Origin of the sequence: Hymenobacter mellowenesis, from assembly GCF_030581005.1 — a bacterium.
GTDB lineage: Bacteria > Bacteroidota > Bacteroidia > Cytophagales > Hymenobacteraceae > Hymenobacter > Hymenobacter mellowenesis.
Window position 1 is genome coordinate 1 of record NZ_JAUQSX010000013.1, and the last position, 18,907, is coordinate 18,907.

Sequence of the window (18,907 nt, forward strand, 5' to 3'; positions counted from 1 at the left end):
TCAGGGCGCCAGTGGCCGGAATCGGGGCGCCGGCCGGGGCGGCGGGGGCCGATGCGCCGGCCGACGCCCCGATTCCGGCCGGCAGCGTGAGCACGGCGGCAGTGCCCTGGCCGGGAGTGCTTTCCAGGGCCAGCCGCCCGCCCAGCACCCGCGCAAACACCACGCTCAGCCGCAGGCCCAGCCCGGTCGAGGTCGGCGCATGGGCCGGCCGCGGCCCCACCTCGCCGCTGAGCAGCTGCGGAATCCGCTCCGGGCTGATGCCCTGCCCGGTATCCGTCACCCGAATTTCCACCGTCACCGGCCCCGGCGCCCCGGCGGCCAGCGTGATGGTGCCGCCCGCCGGCGTAGCCTGCAGGGCATTGCTGACGAGGTTGCGCAGAATGGTGCGCGCCATGTTCACGTCGGCGCGGGCGTAAGTGGCGGCGCCGGGGGCCAGCACCAGCTGCACGCCCGCCGCCTCGGCGCCCGACTGGTACAGCTCGGCTACTTCGGCCAGCAATTTCCCAACCTCCACATTTTCAATGGTCGGCACCAGCTCGCCGCGCTGCGACAGGGCCCAGCTCAGCAGGTTGTCGAGCAGGGCGCGCAGGCCCTGGGCCGCCTGCCGCACGCGCCCGCCCAGGCCGGCCAGACGGGCGGTATCCTGCCGCTCAATGTAGCGGGTCATCAAATCGGCCAGGCCGCTGAAGGCCACCACCGGGCTGCGCAGGTCGTGGGCTACCAGGGCGTAGAGGCGGTCCTGCTCGGCGCGGGTGGCGGTCAGCTCCTCGTTTTGGCGGGCCAGCTGGGCGCGGCTGCGGCGCAGGCGCCAGCCCAGCACGCCCGCCACCAGCAGCCCAGCAATGGTCACGCCCAGCACGGCCATGGTCAGGAGCAGGTATTGGCGCTGCTTGCGGGCCGCCAGGGCCTGCAGGCGGGCCTGCTGGCTGAGGGCGCGCACGCGGCTGCGCTGCCGCTCGGTGTCGAACTGCACCTGCAGGCGCAGCAGCGCCTCGCGCTGCTCCGTGGTTTGCAGGCTATCGAGCAGGTGCTGCTCGCGGCGGGCCAGCCGAAACGCTTCCTGCCCCCGGCCGGTGGCCGCCATGTAGTCGGCCAGCAGCTCGTAGCCCTGCGCTTCCAGGCCGGGGGCCTGCAGCTGCCGCGCCTCGGCAATGGCCGTGCGGATGAGGGGCGCGGCCAGCGCCCAGCGGCCCTGCTTGCCATAGAGCACGGCCAACGAGAGCCTAGTCTGGGCGATGCCGAACCCATCGCCGAAACGCTGGTGCAGCTGCAGCGCCTGCCGGTGGCAGTACACCGCCGAGTCGTCGCGGCCGGCCAGCTCGTGCACCACGCCCATGATATTCAGCACCGTAGCCAGCTCATTTTTGGATGATTGGCGGCGGTAGAGCGCCAGGGCTACCCGCGCATACCGCTCCTGCAGGCGCGGCACCGAGTCGGGCACCGGCCCGCCCGCCCGCAGCCAGCCGGCATACAGCATGGCCATGTGGTTTTGGGCCATGGTTAGCTCGGCAGGCGTGGCCGCGTAGCGCCGCATGCCCGCCATGGCCTGCCGGAAAAACCGGTCGGCCTGGGCAAACTGCCCTTCCTGCGCCGCCACCCGGCCCAGCCCCAACCAAGCCTGCACGGCCAGCCGGGCGGCCCAGGGCCGGCGCTCGGCCCAGCGCACCACTTGCTGGTAGTGGCGGCTGGCGGCCACGTAGTCCTGCTGAAGCAGCATGGTGGCAGCCAGCGCGTTGAGGCATTCCAGCTCGCCGCGCTCGTACCCCAGGCGGCGCGCCAGGGCCAGCCCCTCGCGGCCGTAGCGCAGGCGCTCGGCCGCGTTGCTCAATTCCGACTGGCGGCAGAGGCCCAGCAGCAGCAGCACCCGCGTGGTGTCGGGCGGGGCGGTGGCCAGGCGCTGCCGCAGGCTGTCGACGGCGGGCACGCCCCCGTGGCCCGGCCAGACCACTGCCAGAAACATCAGGAGCAAAAGCAGCGGCCGTAGGCGACGAAGCATCGGAATGAGAGATACCTGCAATATGCCGCTTCCTTCCCGATTTCTGAGCCGACTCAAACCAAAAGAGCCCGATGCGTCAGACGCATCGGGCTCTTTTGGGGGTTTCGGGAAACCTATTTCTTCTGCGTTTTCACGGTCTTGCCCGAGGGCTTGTCCTTGATTTCGGTTTCGTTTTTCTTCTCGTCGCGCTTGGTGGCGGGGTCGGTGTGCTTCGGGGTGTTGGTGGTATTGGCCATGATGTGGAATTGCTATGGTGAAGGAACAAGCGGGTGTACGGCTGCCTGCGCCCGGCGGCTATTGCCTGGTGGTTATTTCTTGTAAGCCACCCGGTAAATCACGCCATTGTCGTCGTCGCTCATCAGCAGTGAGCCGTCGGTAGCCTGAATGAGCCCGCAGGGCCGGCCGAACTCCGACTTGTCGTTCTCCACCAGAAAGCCGGTGATGAAGTCCTCGAACTTCTCGGGCTTGCCTTGCGCATCGAAATGCACCCGCACCAGCTTGTAGCCCGAGGGCTGGGCCCGGTTCCAGGAGCCGTGCATGGTCACGAAAGCGTCGTTTTTATACGCGGCCGGGAACTGACTGCCTTTATTGAAAACCAGGCCCAGCGGGGCCGAGTGGGCCTTATACACCAGCAGCGGGCGCTGGTTTTTGGCGTCGAACTGCTCGTAGGTTTCGCCGGTCTTGGGCTTGTTGGCGGGGTAGTGCTTGCCGTCGGCAATGATGGAAGGCCAGCCGTAGCTGGCGCCGGGCTTTATCTGATTCAGCTCCTCCATCTGGTCCTCGTCGCCAAGCCAGTCGATGCCGTGGTCCATACCGAAGAGCTGTCCGGTAGCCGGGTGCCAGTCGAAACCAATCGTATTGCGCAGGCCCTTGGCGTAGATGCTCCGGCCCGAGCCGTCGGTTTTCAGCACCAGCAGGGTGGCGTTTTCGGGGTTGTCCTCGTCGCAGGCATTGCAGGTGCTGCCTACGGAGAGGTAGAGCTGGCCATCGGGGCCGAAGTGCAGCGTGCGGTTGGCGTGCTGGCCGGCGTCGGGCAGGTCTTTGTAGAGGACGCGGGGTTCGCTCAGGCCGCCATCGGGCAGCACGTCGGCCACGTACACTTCCCGAATGGCGCTGAGGTACATCTTGCCATCCTTCAGAGCTAGCCCGTGCAGATGCGGCTTCTGGGCCACCTGGCGCACTACTTCGGCCTTGCCGTCTTTGTTGGCGTCGCGCAGCAGGGTGATGGTCCCGCGTACCCGGTTGCTCACGTAGAGGTCGCCGTTGGGGGCCTGGGCCAGCATGCGGGGCATGTCGAGGCCCTCGGCGTACTTGCTGATGGTGAAGCCGGCGGGGACCTTCAGCGCGGCCACGCGGGCGTCGGTGGCGGGCAGCTTGTTGGGCAGGTAGATATTACCCGTCATCTTGAAGGGCGTGGCGGCCAGGGGCACGTTTTGGGCGGCGGCGGGCAGGGCGGCCAGCAATGTGGTGGCGAGGGCAGCGTGTCGAATAATGGACATGGATGTTGATAAGACGTTTGGACTCTTCAACTTCCATTTTCAGTCTGAGGTTGCGCGGTACAAGTATCCTACCCCACGCCCACCATGCGCCGGATGCCCAACTTCTTCATGCGGGCTTCCAGCGTTTTGGGGTTGATATCCAGCAGCAAAGCGGCGCCCTGCGCGCCGCTCACGCGCCCGCCGGTTTGCGTGAGAGCCGCCAGAATGTGGTCCCGCTCCTGCTCCTTCAGTGTCTTAATGCCCGTGGTAGTTGGCGCCGCCAGGGCCGCGGGCGCGGCCAGCATCAGCGGCGCACCGGCAAAGCCCGCGAACTCCAGAAACGGACCCTGGCTCACGATGATGGACTGTTCCAGCACGTGTTCCAGTTCGCGGATATTGCCGGGCCAGCTATAGGCTTGCAACGCCGCCAAATCGGCCGGCCGCACTTGCCGGATGGGCTTGCCCAGCCGTTTGCTCAGGCGCTGCACAAAGTGGCGCAGCAGGGGCTCAATATCCTCACGGCGCTCCCGCAGCGGGGCCAGCTCGATGGGGAAAACGTTGAGGCGATAATACAAATCGGCGCGGAATCGGCCGGCGGCCACTTCGTCGGCCAGCACGCGGTTGGTGGCGGCTATCACGCGGGCATCGGAGTGCAGCACCTTGGTGCCGCCCAGCCGCTCGAACTCCCGCTCCTGCAGCACCCGCAGCAGCTTGGCCTGCAAATCGAGCGGCAACTCGCCGATTTCATCAAGGAAAATGCTGCCGCCGTTGGCCAATTCAAACTTGCCAATGCGGCGCTCCACGGCACCCGTGAAGGCGCCTTTCTCGTGGCCGAATAGCTCGCTTTCAATGAGCTGGGCGGGCAGGGCGGCGCAGTTGAGCTTGATGAGGGCGCGGGCGTGGCGGGGCGTGGCGTTGTGCAACTCGCGGGCCACTAGCTCCTTGCCGGTGCCGGTTTCGCCCGAAATCAGCACGGTCGTATCCGTCGGGGCCACCAGGCTGATGCGGCGCTCCACCAGCTGCAGGGCCGGGCTGCTGCCGATGAAGGTACCCGAATCGGCCCCAAACCGGGCCGAGGTATTGATTTCATCCACCAGATAAGTCCGCTCCTGTTCCACCTGGGCCTTCAACTCTTCAATCTGCTCGAAGGCGAAGAGGTTGTCCAGCGCCAGGGCAATCTGGGGCGTGAGCGACACCATTGTGGCCAGGTCCTCGGTGCGAAAGCCCGTGGAATTCGACGAGGACAGGATGAGCACGGCGGCGCCATCGGTGCGCCGCCAGATGGGCACAATGAGCATGGCGCGCGTGCCGTATTCTTCATACACCCGCCGCATGAGCGGGTAGCGCCGGGCCAGCTCCCGAAAATCATCGGCCGAGTACAGCCCCGGCGACTGCAGCAGCTCGGTCATTTGCTGGTACATGGCGGATATGTCCAGCTGGTTCAGGCCGTGCTGGCGGTGAGGGTCAAGGGCCTGAAGCGGGGCGCGGGGGTCGTTGTGCCGCGAAAACTCGGCAAAGCCCTCGAACGGCTCCTGCCGCCCGGCCCGCTGCACCCGCAGGCCGAAGTAGTCGAAGGGTATCACCTGGCTCAGGCTCTCGGCCACGGCCCGAAACAGTGGGACGCGCTGCTTCACGCTGAGCAGTGTGTTGGTGATGTTGAGCTGCAGGGTGCGCTCTTGCTCGCGGCGGGCTACTTCCTCGAAGGCCAGCGTGTTGGCCACGGCTACGGCGATGAGGGAACCTATTTTTTCCAGCAGCTTTTCGTCGGCTGCCGTGAGGTTGGGGACGCGGCGCGACGCCAGCGTGAGGAAGCCCGTGAGGCGGCCCGCAATGTGCAGCGGCACGGCCGTGAGGTGCTTCACACCCAGCTTTTCAAACTTATTGTAAGGAGCGTAGTGCGGGTAGTTGGCCATGTACTCCTTCGGCGTGAACTGCCGCACGCGCGGGTCGGCCACGAGCACTTCGATGGGCGTGCCGGCGATGGGCGAAAACTGCTCCATGCCCTCGGGCACGGGCGGGGCCTCGTCCACGCCGTAGTAGTCGCGCAGGAATAAGCGTTTGTACTGCAGCGTCTCATCGAAAATATTGATACCGATGAGGTCGAACGGAAAAATGAGCCGCAGCTTGGTCGTGACCACCTTAAAGAGCTGGTCCTTGTCTCGAATCGTGGCGATGGCCTCGTTGAGGTGTAGCAGCAGGGTTTCGTCGGTGGTGGGCATAAACAGCGGGTTATACTTTCCTTAAATAACAGGAGCTAAATCCGGGTGATTCCTGCTATTTAAGGAATTATATAGACCCTTTTCGGTGGGCAATGTTTTAATTTGAATTGACTTTATTTTTTAACATGCTGATATACAAAATATTACAGCCATTTTAATTTGATTTTAATCAGCTGGCACGCCTTTCGGTAAGAGCGGGGCACACTCTATGCCACTTGGCCTTATGTTTTCTTCTAAATCTTTCAAGGGCTTGGCCGGTTTGTCGCTGTTTGGCAGCTTGCTGTTGGCCCAGCCGGCGTTGGCCCAAAACCAGCCCGGCGTGCCGGCTGCCGCGCAGGCCATTGGCCTGGCCAGCGACTCACTGACCCTCGGCGCGACGCTGCAAGCCGTGCTCGACGCCAACCCCAGCATCACTAACCTCACCGAGCTGGCCGCCGCCTCCACGAGCCGCCTGAGCCAGTCGCGGGCCGGTTTCCTGCCTCAGGTGACCGGCACGGCCACCTACACCCGCATCGACCCGGTGGTGAAGTTGCCGTTTGGGGGCGAAACGCTCCAGTTTGCGCCGAATAATAACTATGATTTCCACGTCACGGCGCAGTACCTGCTGTTTGATTTCGGCAAGAACGACGCGACCGTGAAAGTGGCCGAATCGCAGGTGCAAACGGCGCAGGACAACATTACGGTGGCCCGCCGCGACCTGGCATTCAATGCCGCGCAGGTGTACTACAATATCCTGTTCATGCGCGAAAGCATTAAGGTGCAGGACCAGCAGATTGCCTCCCTACAGGCCCACCGCGACGAAATGAACAAGCGCGTGCTGGCCGGTGTAAGCACCCGTTTCGACGTGACGACTACCGATGTGCGCATCACCCAGGCCCAGAACACCAAGCTCGACCTGCAAAACCAGCTCCGCAACCAGCAGGTGCAACTGGCTCGCCTGCTGCACAAGCCCAGCCAGGCCGACATTCCGGTGAAAGGCCGCCTCAGCTACGAGCCGCAGCCGGTGAACATTGAGGCCGAAGTGACCAAGGCCAGCAACAACCGCCCTGAAGTGAAGCTGGCCCGCGACGCCGAAAACACGGCCGCTCTGCAGGCCCGCCTCATCGAGAAAAGCAACATGCCCAGCCTCGGCGCGGGTGTGCAGGCGGGCGGCAAAAACGGCTACATCCTGCCGGATATCGACCGGATTCGCTTCAATACGGTAGGCGTGCTCCAGCTCTCCGTGCCGATTTACGACGGCAACAAGAACAAGAAGCAGCGCGTGGAAGCCGCCGCCAACGCCCGCGCCGCCGTGGCCCGCACCGCCGACACGCAAGAGCAAATCCGCGCCGATGTGCGCCAGGCCGTCAACAACATGGATTTCAGCCAGGCCCGCCACGAAAATGCCCAGCAGCAGGTAGCCCAGGCCACCGAGGCGCTGAGCAAAGCCCGTGACCGGTACCGCTACGGCGTGGGCCAGAACCTCGACGTGCTGGACGCCGAAACCCAGCTCGCCCAGGCCCGCCTGGCCCTGGTGCAGGCCGAATACAACTACACGCTGGGCCAGTACCAGCTGCGCCGCGCCACCGGCGAGCAGATTTGGCAATAAGGTGAGCTGGAACGAAGAAAGTAGAACGTCATGCTGAGCGCAGCCGAAGCATCTCTACCGAGCGAGTAATTCAGATTTACTACTGAGGTAGAGATGTTTCGACTCCGCCACGCTTCGCTCAACATGACCGTCTTTTTCCCTTCTGATAAAATCCTCCAACTTAGAAAATGAACCTCTCCACCATCCTTTGTCCGCTCGATTTCTCGGCTGCGTCGGCTGGGCTGGTGGCCTACGCGGCGGCCCTGGCTGTGGCCACGGGCGCCGAGCTGCGGCTGCTGCACGTGTGCGAGCCGCAGGAGGACCCCACCGGCCAGCAGCCCGATGCGAAGGTGTTCGGCTCCTGCAAAGGCCGGATGCAGGACCTGCGCAACGCCGCCGAAGCCGCCGGCGTGACGCTTGTGCACACCGGCATGGTGCGCGGCGAAGCGGCCCCGGAAATTGTGGCCGAAGCCGAGCGCCAACAGGCTGATTTAATTGTTATTGGCGCACACGGCCAAACGGGCCTCACCCGCTTTTTGATGGGCACTACCGCCGAAATCGTACTTCGCACCGCCCGGTGCGCCACGCTGTTGGTGCGAGCACCGCTCCAACCCGAAACTGCTGCGGCTCAAGCTTAATTGAGCCACTGCCCCTCTCCTTTTTTCGTAAAACACCGCCCCCGAATACTTACCAAGATGGCCCAGACCGAAACTCCCGTTCAAAATGCCCCCGCTCCTTTCCCCAACGCGGCCTCGACCGACGCCGAGCCCATGGAGGAGCCCAAAAAGCGCAATCCGCTTGTCCTGATTATCGTGGCCATGCTGCTGCTGGCTGGTGGCTACTATGGCTACACGCGCTACCAGTTTGCCAAAGCCCACGAAAGCACCGACGACGCCCAGGTAGAAGGCGACGTGTACCCGGTATTGCCCCGCGTGGGCGGCCCGGTGCTCGAAGTGAAGGTGGACGATAACCAGCCCGTGAAAAAGGGCCAAGTCCTCGTCACCCTCGACCAAGCCGACTACCAGCAGCGCGTGAACGCCGCTGAGGCCGCCCTCTTCGCCGCCCAGGCCCAGGTAACGGCTGCCCGCGCCGGCGTGGGCACCGCTACCGCCAACGTGCGCACCGCCCAAACCGGCATCGGCGTGAGCCAGGCCAACCAGGAGCGCTTGCAGAAAGACCTGAAGCGCAGCGAGATGCTGCGCAAGCAGGACATTATCCCGCAGAGTGAGTACGACGCCGTGCAGGCCAATCTGAAAGCCACTGCCGCCCAGCGCGCCACCGCCACCGACCAAGTGAGCGTGGCCCGCCAGCAGGTGGCCGCCGCTCAGCAGCAAATCGCCGTGGCCCAGGCCGTGGTGAAGCAGCGCCAGGCCGACCTCGACAACGCCAAGCTGCAGCTGAGCTACACCACCATCACCGCCCCGCAGGATGGCATCATCAGCAAGAAAAACGTGCAGCCCGGCCAGGTGGTCGGCCCCGGCCAGCAGCTGTTCGGCATCGTGGGCAGCGCCCGCACCTGGGTGGTGGCCAACTTCAAGGAAACCCAGTTGGAAGACATGAAAGTGGGCCAGCCCGTGAAACTGGAAGTGGACGCCTACCCCAAAGAGGAGTTCCAGGGTCACATCGAGTCGCTTTCGGCCGCTACCGGCGCCCGCTTCGCCCTGCTGCCCCCCGACAACGCCAGCGGCAACTTCGTGAAAGTGACCCAGCGGATTCCGGTGCGCATCGCCTTGGATAAGGTGGACCCCCAGCACCCGCTTCGCGCCGGCATGAGCGTGAATGCGGTGGTGCAGGTGAAGTAGTTGAATAGGCTACGGGCCATGTGGCCGTCATGCTGAGCGCAGTCGAAGCATCTCTACCGGGGAAGTAATCCAAACCGGACCAACGAAGCGGTAGAGATGCTTCGGCTGCGCTCTGCATGACGGCCTTTTTAACTCTAAAAATAACTAGTTAATGGAAACCGGATTTACCAAGTGGATTATCGTTGTAACGGTGGTCCTCTGCGTGTTGCTCGAGCTGATTGATACCAGCATTGTGAACGTGGCCCTGACCCAGATGATGGGCAACCTTTCGGCCACGCAGCAGGAAGTGACCTGGGTGGTGGCCGCCTACGGCATCGCCAACGTGATTGTGATTCCGATGACCGGCTTTTTGGCCGAGCAGTTCGGGCGCAAAAACTACTTTTTCTTCTCCGTGGTGCTGTTCACGCTGGCCAGCATGGCCTGTGGCCAAAGCACCAACCTGTGGGAGCTGGTGGCTTTCCGCTTCATCCAGGGCATTGGCGGGGGCGCTTTGATGGCAACTTCGCAGGCCATTCTGATTGATACCTTTCCGCCCAAGCAGCTGCCGCTGGGCCAGGCCCTGTTTGGCATGGGCGTAATTATCGGGCCCACCATCGGCCCCACGCTGGGCGGCTACATCGTGGACAACTACGACTGGCCCTGGATTTTCTACGTGAACGTGCCGGTGGGCATTCTAGCCGCCATTTTCACGCTGCTGTTTATCCGTGACCCCGAGCGCATCAAGAACGCCATTCCCCGGCCGCTGCGCGAGATTGACTGGGCCGGTATCTTCCTACTGATTCTGGGCGTGGGCTCGCTACAGCTGGTGCTGGAGCAGGGCGAAACGGAGGACTGGTTTGAAAGCGCCTACATCAACAGCTTTGCGCTGCTGGCAGCCATTGGCCTGCTGGGCTTCATCTGGCGCGAGCTGACGGCCAAGGCGCCAATTGTGGACCTGCGGGTGCTGGGCAAGAGCCGCAACCTGGCCGTGGGTTCGGTGCTGTCGTTCGTGCTGGGCTTCGGCATGTTTGCCTCGGTGTTCATTCTGCCCATTTTCACGCAGCGCATCTTGGGCTTCACGGCCGCCCAAACGGGCTACATGCTGCTGCCCGGCGCCCTGGCTTCCGGCTTCATGATGCCCGTCATCGGGAAGATGTTGCAGGCCGGCGTGCCCCAGAAGGTGATGATTCCCACGGGCTTCCTCATCTTCTTCGGCTTCACGTTCTGGATGGCCAACGTCATTTCGCCCACCGCCGGCGAAGATGACTTCTTCTGGCCCCTGATGGTGCGCGGCTTGGGTATGGGCCTCATCTTCCTGCCCATCACCACCATGAGCTTGGCGGGCCTTAAGGGCAAAGACGCCGGCCAGGCCGCCGGCCTCACCGGTATGATTCGCCAGCTCGGCGGCTCGTTCGGGGTAGCCATTGTGGGCACCTACTTGGAGCGCAGCATTGCCCAGAACCGCATCAGCCCGCTGGCCCATATCTCGCTCTACGACTCGGCCACGGTGCAGCGCATTCAGGCGTTCACCCAGAATTTTATGGCCCACGGCTTCACCTTTGAGCAGGCCCAGAAACAAGCTTATTATGCCCTCGAAGGCATTCTGATGAAGCAGGTGTCCATCATCACCTACTCGCAGGTGTTTGCCATGATTGGCTTGTTCTTCGTGATTTGCCTGCCGCTGGTGCTGCTGATTAAGCGCGTGAAAATTACCGGCAAAATCAGCATGGACGCGCACTGAGTTCGTCTGTCATTCCTTTTGTCATTGCGAGCGGAGACGAAGCAATCCGTCCTGTTCTCAGCGACCAGCCTATCAATGTGACCAAGCCCCGACACTGCGCAGTGTCGGGGCTTTTTATTTGTGCCACAGGCTGACAAAAAGTAAGAACTTCAGGCTGAGCGAAGTCGAAGCATCTCTACTGCGCGGCTAATCAGATTTACTATTGCAATAGAGATGCTTCAACTTCGCTCAGCCTGACGTTCAATTTTCTCTTGAAATGCTAAAACCATTTATCGCCCTCCTGGCGCTCGTTCTGATAACCAGCATCACGCGCGCCCAATCACCGGCCCCCACCGCCGACCCCGCCCAGTGGGTGAACCCGCTCGTCGGCACCGACTCGAAGCCGGACCTCTCGAACGGCAACACCTACCCGGCCATCGCCCTGCCCTGGGGCATGAACTTCTGGATGCCCCAGACCGGCAAGATGGGCGACGGCTGGGCCTATCAATACAGCGCCGACAAGCTGCGCGGCTTCAAGCAGACCCACCAGCCCTCGCCGTGGATGAACGACTACGGCCAGTTCGCCCTCATGCCCATCACTGGCCGTCGAGTGTTCGACGAAGACGCCCGCGCCAGCTGGTTTTCGCACAAGGCCGAGGTGGCCGAGCCCAATTACTACCGCGTGTACCTCGCCGACCACGACGTGACAACCGAAATAGCGCCCACCGAGCGCGCCGCCCGCTTCCGCTTCACCTTCCCGCAAACCGACAGCGCCTACGTGGTGATTGATGCGCTGGACCGCGGCTCCTACGTGAAGGTGCTGCCCGGGCAGCGCCGGGTCATCGGCTACACCACGCGCAACAGCGGCGGCGTGCCCAAGAACTTTCGGAACTACTTCATTCTGGAATTCGACCACGACTTCACCAGCACGGCCCTGTATCAGGATAAAGCTCTGGCGCCGGGCGTGCTGGAAGTAACAGCCAAACACGCCGGGGCTGTGGTGGGCTTCAAAACCCGAAAAGGAGAAAAGGTGAATGCGCGGGTGGCCTCGTCCTTCATCAGTCCCGAGCAGGCCGAACTGAACCTGCGCGAAATCGGCGAGCAGGACTTTGACGCCGTGCGCCGGCAGGGCCGCGCCGCCTGGAACAAGGCCCTGGGCCGCATCGAGATTGAGGGCGGGACCGAGGCCCAGCGGCGCACGTTCTACTCCTGCCTGTACCGCGCGCTGCTGTTTCCGCGCAAGCTGTACGAGCGGGATGCCGCCGGTAACATCATGCACTACAGCCCTTTCAATGGGCAAGTTCTGCCGGGCTATATGTACACCGATACCGGTTTCTGGGACACGTTTCGGGCGCTGTTTCCCTTTCTGAACCTGTTGTACCCGGACGTGAACGCCGAGATTCAGCAGGGCCTGGCCAACGACTACCGCGAAAGCGGCTGGCTGCCCGAGTGGGCCAGCCCCGGCTTGCGCGACGTGATGGTGGGCAACAATTCGGCCTCCGTGGTGGCCGATGCTTACCTGAAAGGCATTCGGGGGCAGGATATGAACCTGCTCTACGAAGCCCTCACGCACGGCGCCAACAACGCCGGGCCGCTCGACGCCGTGGGCCGCAAGGGCGTGGCGTACTACAACAAGCTCGGCTACGTGCCCTACGATGTCAAAATCGACGAAAACGCGGCCCGCACGCTGGAGTACGCCTACGACGACTTCACCATCTACCAGCTGGCCAAGGCGCTAGGCAAGCCCAAAAAGGAAATCGACCTTTACGCCCGCCGCAGCCAGAACTACCGCAAGCTGTTCGACAAGGAAACCGGCCTCATGCGCGGCCGCAACCAGGATGGCACGTTTCAGAAACCCTTCAACCCCTTCAAATGGGGCGACGCCTTCACCGAAGGCAACAGCTGGCACTACACCTGGTCGGTGTTTCACGACGTGCAGGGATTGGTGGATTTGATGGGCGGCCGGCAGAAATTCGTGGCCGCGCTGGACACCGTTTTCACCCTGCCGCCGGTGTTCGACGAATCGTACTACGGCGAGGTCATCCACGAAATCCGGGAGATGCAGATTGCCGGCATGGGCAACTACGCGCATGGCAATCAGCCCATTCAGCACATGCCCTACCTCTACAACTACGCCGGCCAGCCTTGGAAAGCCCAATACTGGGTGCGCGAGGTGCTCAACCGCCTCTACCTGCCCACCTCCGACGGCTACTGCGGCGACGAAGACAACGGCCAGACTTCGGCCTGGTATGTGTTTTCGGCCCTGGGCTTCTACCCCGTGTGCCCCGGCACCGACCAGTACGTGCTGGGCGCCCCGCTCTTCCCCAAAGCCACCCTGCACCTGCCCTCCGGCAAGGACATCGTGCTGAACGCGCCCAACAACTCTGCCGAAAACCGCTACGTGAACAGCCTGACGCTCAACGGCCAGCCTTATGACAAGAACTGGCTCAGCCACTCGGAATTGCTGCAGGGCGCCACGCTGAACTTTGACATGAGCGCCACGCCCAACAAGAGCCGGGGGACAGGGGCGGCTGCGGCGCCGTATTCATTTTCGAAGGCGAAGTGAAAAAGCGTTTTTATGGGCTAGGCGAAAGAATCGTTCGGTCCGGTCCGACGGCGCAGCCGACCGACCGGTTAAAGCAGGCACGTCATGGTAAACAACGACGACCGGTCGGACGGCTGCGCCGTCGGACCGGTGGCCCAGCTCAATAAAGCAAAAAGCCCCGGCACTGCGCAGTGCCGGGGCTTTTTGGTAAAAGAGCGTGTCTGGTGTCGACAGGACGGATTGCTTCGTCGTGCCTCCTCGCAATGACAGGCGACAACCTACTGGTACTGAATGTACAGCGGCTTGGGCGTGAGCTGCGTGAGCACCTCGGTGGGCGTCATGATGTGGTGGGGAGCCGGGCGGGCGTCGTACTCGTAGAAGAGCTTGAAGCCGGTGTACTGCACGGGCTCCACTTGGATGTAGTCGTGGTAGGAGTCCTTTTTCAGGGTGGGTTCGCCGTGGCCGTCCATGTGCATCACCACCTGCACGCGCGGGTCGAGCTTGATGTTTTTGTAGTTGGTGAGCATCTTGCGGGTGAAGCGGTGGACCGTCAGCACCTTGGGCGGGAGCTTGTTTTCGCTCACGATGCGGGCCAGGAAGTTGATGGTGAAGTTCACGTCCTTAGCGTCGAGGGTGCCGATTTTCTGGTTCGGGCGCACGCCGGGCATGGTGGCGAGCGAGAACTCGGGGTCGATGCCCAGATGCACGATGGGGTCTTTGAGGTATTGCTCCAGCTTGGGCAGCTCGGCCTGCAGGGTGCTGTGGCCGGGCTGCACGTCTAGGAACAGGATGCAGTTGTGCTCCTTGGCCCAGCTCAGCACCTCATCGATGGTGGCTTTGGAGTTCATCAGGCGCCATTTGCCGTCTTTGCCGGCGGTGCCCTGGGCCGTGATGGTCACGTTGTGCAGGGCGGCCTGCACCGGGATGCTGGGGTCGGCGGCCTGCCACTCCTTCAGCACGCCCGCGAACTTGCGGAACATCTGGTCCTTGGGCTCGCGGCCCAGAATGCCCATGCCCTTCGAGCGGATGTTGCCATAGAACGCCACGATGCGGTGGCCCGGCAGGATGGCGCCCGGCAGCTGCCCGGTTTTCTTGGCAATGCTGTCGGCCTTGAGCGAGTCGCGCTGCATGGCCAACCGCTTGATTTTGATGGTATCAACCGGCGCGGGCTGGGCGGCCACGCTGTCGCCAGTGGCGCCGGTGGCCCCTTTTTCGCCCTCGTTGGGGCTGGTTTTGCAGGCGGGCAGGCTGGCGGCGGCCAGCAAGCTCAGGGAGGCGGCCACGAGCGCGGCACGCGGCGTTAGGGAAAACAGCACTGAATTAAAACGGATTAGAAGGCCTATACAGCCCGCAAGTTAGCCCATTTTGCCGGGTTGGCGCTGGACTTAACGCAGAAAGGCTCCGGCCATTGGCGGAGCTTTTCCAGCGGTTTCTCGGTTGATTTTTATCGAAATGGTCAGCTTGGCCCTCCTAGCAGCCCGCGCTGGCGGGTTTGGGCGACCAGCCGCCGTACCAGTTAAAAAGCTGCAGGCCGACGGTTTTGGCGGAAGAATTTGTCACAAATCGCACGGGCACGGTGAAGCTCACGGCCACCGCTTTGCCGTCCTGCTTGCCGGGCACGAAGCGCGGCAATGTTTGAATGGCGGCCAGCACGGCCGCGTCGTAGGCCGGCGAAAGGCCTTTTACGATTGCCGCGTCTTTCACATCGCCGTTTGCCATCACCGTGAACGAGGCGAATACGGCACCCTCTTTGGGGTTGGCGGCCAGGGCATCGGAGTAATTGATGTGGCTCTGCAGGTACTCCACGATGGCGCGATTGCCGCCCCCGCCGGGCAGCTGCGGCATTTGCTCCACGTAAGTGTAGACTTTGTCCAGCGTGGGCGCCTCGTTGTGGCCATGCAGCACGACAGTGGGCGGCGGCGGCGGGGGAGGAGGCACCAGCGCAGCATCCTGGGCGGCGCTCGGTGCGGCCGGCTCGGCAGGCGTAGCGGCTTTCTCGCAGGCAACGGTGAACAACAGGGCGCTGAGCAGCGGCAGCGCCAGCCACTGTTTCCAGCGGCGAATGGGGGAGGTTTTCTGTATCATGGCAATGCGACGTAGGGTTTGGGAATGGGAAAAGGTGTGCGCAAGCGGGACGGAGAAACCAAGGCGGTTGGCCACTTGCCGGGCCAACAGGTGGGTGTAGGACTGAGCGGGCGAAAAGGCCGGCGCCTGGCGGGCAGCGTGGCGCAGGGCGGCGTCATCGGCCAGATACTCGTGGGTGAGGGCCAGCGCCCGGCCGCACAGGTGCACGAAGGGATTGAACCACAGCCCGGCGCGCAGCAACTCCAGCAGCAGGCGGTCGAAGGTGTGGCTCTGGTGGGCGTGGGCCAGCTCGTGGCGCAGCACCTGGTCGGCCTCGGCCGGGCTCAGGGCCAGGGTTTCATCCCAGAAAATGAGGCGGCCGAACGAGCTGGTGGGCAGCTGGCCGTGGGTGGGCACTAGCGTGTAGCCGGGGCGCTTTTCGCGGGCCAGCCGGCGCGTGCTCAGCCACAATTGCCCCAGCTCCAGGGCCAGCCGGCCCAGCATGAAAACCGCCCCAGCCAGGTAAATCAGCAGCAGCACCTGCGGCCAGTTGAGGGCCGTAGCGGGCGCCTCGCCGGGCCCGATGGCTACGGTGGGCAGCAGCACGGCCGCCACGCCCGCCAGCGGGACCGGGCCGGCGCTCCAGCTGGCGGGCAGGGCCACGGGCAGTAGCGGCAGGCCGGCGGCCAGCAGCGGGCCCAGCACCAGAAACCAGCGGTTGTAGGCAAAGCTGCGCTCCTGGCGCAGAGCCAGGCGATAGCAAAGCCACCACGCGCCCAGCAGCACCGTGCTGAGCACCATCCAATTAAGCAGGCTGAGTTGAGTCATCATCGGTGGGTTTTTGGGGTTGGGAAGCGTGGCGGAGGAGTTCGTCGAGCTGGGCGGCGTCGAGGTTTTCTTCTTTGGCAAAGAAGGAAACCAGCCGGCTGAAGGAGTTGCCGAAGTGCCCGCCCAGCAGCTTGCGCAGCGAGAAGCGGCGGTAGTCGTCCTGCTGCACCAGCACGAAGTAGCGGTGAGTGCGCCCAAACGCTTCGTGGTCGACAAAGCCCTTGGTTTCGAGGATGCGGATGATGGTGGAAACCGTGTTGTAGGCCGGCTGCGGGGCCGGCAGCTCGGCCAGCACATCCTTCACGAAGGAGGGGCCAAGCCGCCAGAGCACCTGCATCACTTGTTCTTCGGCGCGGGTGAGTTCGGGGAAAGCGGAGGAGTCCATACGGGAGGTATTATGAGGTTGATGTAAACGTACAACTAATTTTTTAGTTTAAAAACTATTCTGTTAGTTGAAAGAAAGTTTAGTGCTTACCCGAAATAGTTTATCAAATCCAATAGGGGTTAAAAAGCAATATTGAAAAGCCTAATGCTCAACCTTCAATATCTTGAAATTCAATGAATTTTCTTTTCATAGAGCAAAAAACAAAGTCCTGCAGATATATTTATCTGCTTTCCACTGTCAGGTGAGTAGCTCACTTTTGTCGCGCCGCTCTTTCCGTCTTAACTATACGCCATTCCTTTCTACTCGCTCGAATGTTTCTTGGCTTCGTCGTTTCCAGGTCGAAAAAGGGGGAGAAGTGCGGGCAGCTGGCGGTACTTTTCCTACTGCTGTTACTGGCTGCCCTGCCCGCCCCGGCCCAGAGTTGGGAGCTGCTGGACCGGCTTGAAGCCGAGCAACAGGCCAGCGGCATTGTCGGCTCGGGGCTAGCGCCGAATGGCGATGTGGTGGTGGCGGGGGTGGCGTCGGGCACGTTCCGGCTGGGGCCCACGCTGCGGGCGGGCGACACGGGCTATACGCAGGGTTTTGTGGCCCGGCGCAGCCAGGCCGGCCAATGGCTTTGGGCCACCACCATCCGCAGCCCCAACGGCACCGGCGCCCACCGCGTACTGGTGCTGCCCGACAACGACGTGCTGGTGCTTGGCACCTTCACCGATGGCTACGCGGGCGCCTCGTTTGGCACCTTGCCTACCTTGTTCGGCGACGGCACCTACGACGGCTACGTGGGCCGCCTCAACGGCGCCACCGGCCAGTGGCGCTGGGTGGCCCAACTGGCCGGGCACGGCGGCTTCACCCACGTACGGCCCAACGGCCTGGCGCTGCGCCCCAACGGCGAGCTAGTGGTGGTGGGCAACTACGACGGCGAGCTTCACCTGGCCGGCCTGCCGCCGCTGGCGTCGAGCCGGCCGGGCGGGGGCTTTGGCACCGTCAACTACAACGTGTTTGTGGCGCGCCTGAACCCGGCCACCGGGCAGTGGCTGCAAGTATTTGGAGCCGGCGGCCTGGGCACCGACGACGCCACCGACGTGGTCAGCCTGCCGGGCGGCGACATTGCCCTGGCCGGCAGCCTGCAGGCCCCGCTCACCCTGGGCGGGCTGCCCGCCATTGGCGGCGCCGCCACTCCGCGCGCCTTCGTAGCCCGCCTCGACCCGGTGAGCGGCAGTTGGCGCTGGGTGCAGCAGGCCCAGGCCGATGTGAACACCGAAGGCCAGCGCCTGGCCCAGTTGCCCGCCGGCGACCTCGTGCTCAGCGGCAAATACGCGGGCACGGTGCGAATGGCCCCGTTTGCATTGGGCCCGGGGCCGGGTCCGTACGGTACTTTCGTGGGCCGGCTGCGGGCCGATACCGGACAGTGGCAGTGGGCGGCGGCGGGCGGCGGCACGGGCCGGCCCATGGGCCAGGGCGGCCTCACGGCCACGCCCGGCGGCGATGTGCTCATCACGAGCACGTTCTCGGAAACGGGCCGGTTTGGCGCCCTGCCGCCGGTAAGCAGCCGGAGCAAGGACCCGGATATTTTTGTGGGCCAGCTAAGCGGCAACACGGGCCAGTGGCAGTGGCTGGGCCTGGCGGGCGGCACGGGGGGCAGCCGTTCTTACACGTTTGCCGGCGATGACTTTGCGGGCAGCGTGCACGCGCTCAGCAACCAGCAGCTGCTGGTGACGGGCACCTTCAGCGATGTAACCTACCTGGGGCCGGCCATCGGCCCCCTCGCCACCCGGCTCAGCGACGGCTTCATTGCCCGCATCACGGTGCCCGCGCCCTGCCCCGATTCGCTGGCCCCGGCGCCGGCCGGGCTGCGCGTAGTTGCCGACTCGACCGACTGTGCGCCCGGGCGCACGCTGCGGGTAGCCGGCGCGCCTGCGGGCAGCGGCCTGACCTGGAGCACCGGCTCGACAGAGCCCACCATACGGGCCGTGGAGGCGGGCAGCTACTCCGTGCTGGTGAGCACGCTGGCAGGGTGCCGCTTCCGGCTGCGCTACACCCTAACGGCGGCCAGCCTGACGCCGCCGGGGCCTATCCCCAATATTATCACCCCCAACGCCGACGGCCGCAACGACCGGTGGAAAATCGCCGGCCTACCCGCCGGCACGCACCTGCAGGTGTTCAGCCGCTGGGGCCGGCTGGTATACGAATCGGCGGACTACGCCAGCGACTGGACGGCGGCTGGCCTGCCCGCCGGCACGTACTATTACGTGCTCAGCCACCCGCAGCTGTGCCCGGCACCCCGGCTCAAGGGCTGGGTAGAAGTGGTGCGGTAGCCGCTGGCC

Annotated in this window: 13 protein-coding genes; 6 read left to right on the top strand and 7 right to left on the bottom strand. The window is 63.8% G+C overall.

Annotation, left to right across the window (positions count from 1 at the left end; all coding sequences use genetic code 11):
* The 4 genes from Q5H92_RS20820 to Q5H92_RS20835 form a co-directional block, all read right to left on the bottom strand.
* A partial coding sequence (locus tag Q5H92_RS20820) for a sensor histidine kinase (RefSeq protein ID WP_305013488.1) occupies positions 1-1,996 on the bottom strand: 1,996 nt, incomplete at its 3' end.
* 113 nt (positions 1,997-2,109) lie between these two features.
* Positions 2,110-2,232, bottom strand: a complete 123-nt coding sequence (locus Q5H92_RS20825; RefSeq protein ID WP_305013489.1) for a hypothetical protein — start codon at positions 2,230-2,232, stop codon at positions 2,110-2,112.
* Between the two features lie 72 nt (positions 2,233-2,304).
* Positions 2,305-3,495 (bottom strand): PQQ-dependent sugar dehydrogenase, encoded by a 1,191-nt coding sequence (locus Q5H92_RS20830; RefSeq protein ID WP_305013490.1) that lies wholly within the window; start codon positions 3,493-3,495, stop codon positions 2,305-2,307.
* A 68-nt stretch (positions 3,496-3,563) separates the two neighbouring features.
* Entirely contained in the window at positions 3,564-5,693 is a 2,130-nt protein-coding gene (locus tag Q5H92_RS20835; RefSeq protein WP_305013491.1) for a sigma-54-dependent Fis family transcriptional regulator, read from the bottom strand.
* 223 nt (positions 5,694-5,916) lie between these two features.
* On the opposite strand from Q5H92_RS20835, the gene Q5H92_RS20840 reads away from it, so the two are divergent.
* The 5 genes from Q5H92_RS20840 to Q5H92_RS20860 all read left to right on the top strand — a co-directional run bounded on the left by Q5H92_RS20840 (position 5,917) and on the right by Q5H92_RS20860 (position 13,327).
* Positions 5,917-7,281, top strand: a complete 1,365-nt coding sequence (locus Q5H92_RS20840; protein ID WP_305013492.1) for a TolC family protein — start codon at positions 5,917-5,919, stop codon at positions 7,279-7,281.
* A 167-nt stretch (positions 7,282-7,448) separates the two neighbouring features.
* On the top strand, positions 7,449-7,898 hold the full coding sequence (locus Q5H92_RS20845) for a universal stress protein (RefSeq protein WP_305013493.1): 450 nt from the start codon (positions 7,449-7,451) through the stop codon (positions 7,896-7,898).
* 57 nt (positions 7,899-7,955) lie between these two features.
* Complete coding sequence (locus tag Q5H92_RS20850; RefSeq protein WP_305013494.1) at positions 7,956-9,062, top strand: HlyD family secretion protein; 1,107 nt, start codon at positions 7,956-7,958, stop codon at positions 9,060-9,062.
* 151 nt (positions 9,063-9,213) lie between these two features.
* Positions 9,214-10,782: a DHA2 family efflux MFS transporter permease subunit gene (locus tag Q5H92_RS20855; protein WP_305013495.1), complete on the top strand. Its 1,569-nt coding sequence runs from the start codon at positions 9,214-9,216 to the stop codon at positions 10,780-10,782.
* 256 nt (positions 10,783-11,038) lie between these two features.
* Positions 11,039-13,327, top strand: a complete 2,289-nt coding sequence (locus tag Q5H92_RS20860; RefSeq protein ID WP_305013496.1) for a GH92 family glycosyl hydrolase — start codon at positions 11,039-11,041, stop codon at positions 13,325-13,327.
* 257 nt (positions 13,328-13,584) lie between these two features.
* Here Q5H92_RS20860 and Q5H92_RS20865 read toward each other — a convergent pair whose 3' ends face one another.
* The 3 genes from Q5H92_RS20865 to Q5H92_RS20875 all read right to left on the bottom strand — a co-directional run bounded on the left by Q5H92_RS20865 (position 13,585) and on the right by Q5H92_RS20875 (position 16,583).
* The gene (locus Q5H92_RS20865) at positions 13,585-14,622 is read right to left on the bottom strand and encodes a hypothetical protein (RefSeq protein ID WP_369811169.1); all 1,038 of its coding nucleotides are present in this window, start codon (positions 14,620-14,622) and stop codon (positions 13,585-13,587) included.
* Between the two features lie 154 nt (positions 14,623-14,776).
* Positions 14,777-16,201 carry a TonB family protein gene (locus tag Q5H92_RS20870; protein WP_305013497.1) on the bottom strand — a complete coding sequence of 475 codons (1,425 nt, stop codon included), beginning with the start codon at positions 16,199-16,201 and terminating at the stop codon, positions 14,777-14,779.
* Positions 16,176-16,583 carry a BlaI/MecI/CopY family transcriptional regulator gene (locus Q5H92_RS20875; RefSeq protein ID WP_305013498.1) on the bottom strand — a complete coding sequence of 136 codons (408 nt, stop codon included), beginning with the start codon at positions 16,581-16,583 and terminating at the stop codon, positions 16,176-16,178. Before Q5H92_RS20875 ends, Q5H92_RS20870 begins: the two co-directional genes overlap by 26 nt.
* Before the next feature lie 311 nt (positions 16,584-16,894).
* On the opposite strand from Q5H92_RS20875, the gene Q5H92_RS20880 reads away from it, so the two are divergent.
* Positions 16,895-18,898: a T9SS type B sorting domain-containing protein gene (locus Q5H92_RS20880; RefSeq protein WP_305013499.1), complete on the top strand. Its 2,004-nt coding sequence runs from the start codon at positions 16,895-16,897 to the stop codon at positions 18,896-18,898.
* Positions 18,899-18,907 lie beyond the last annotated feature (9 nt).